The 413-nt window shown below is 70.2% G+C and carries 1 protein-coding gene; it reads left to right on the forward strand.

The annotated features are described in order from the left end of the window. A partial coding sequence (locus B8460_RS09095) for a bifunctional DNA primase/polymerase (RefSeq protein ID WP_148360475.1) occupies positions 1 to 413 on the forward strand: 413 nt, incomplete at both ends.

The following is a 413-nucleotide window of genomic DNA, read 5'->3' on the forward strand; positions in this document are numbered from 1 at the left end:
CCGCGCTGATCGGGATGCCGACCGGCGAGGCGTCAGGGCTTGACGTGCTCGACGTGGACCCGCGCCACGGCGGGGACGTCTGGTATGCGGCCAACATGCACCGCCTCCCCGAGACGCGCCTGCACCGCACGCAGTCCAGGGGCTTGCATCTGGTGTTCCTACATGCGCCCGGTGTTCGCAATAGCGAGTCTCGCATCGCCGCTGGTATCGACGTGCGCGGCGACGGCGGTTACGCGATCATCCCGCCGTCGCCGGGCTACGTCGTCGAGCACGATGTCCCGCCCGCGCATTGGCCGGACTGGCTTCTGATTGAAGCACTACCCCCTCCGCCGCCGCCGCGACGCGCCTCGTCAGGGCAGCACCCTCGGCCTGTTGGCCCCGACGTCAACCGACACGCCCGCGCCCTCATCACG

The sequence above is a fragment of the Acidisphaera rubrifaciens HS-AP3 genome (assembly GCF_000964365.1).
Lineage (GTDB): Bacteria > Pseudomonadota > Alphaproteobacteria > Acetobacterales > Acetobacteraceae > Acidisphaera > Acidisphaera rubrifaciens.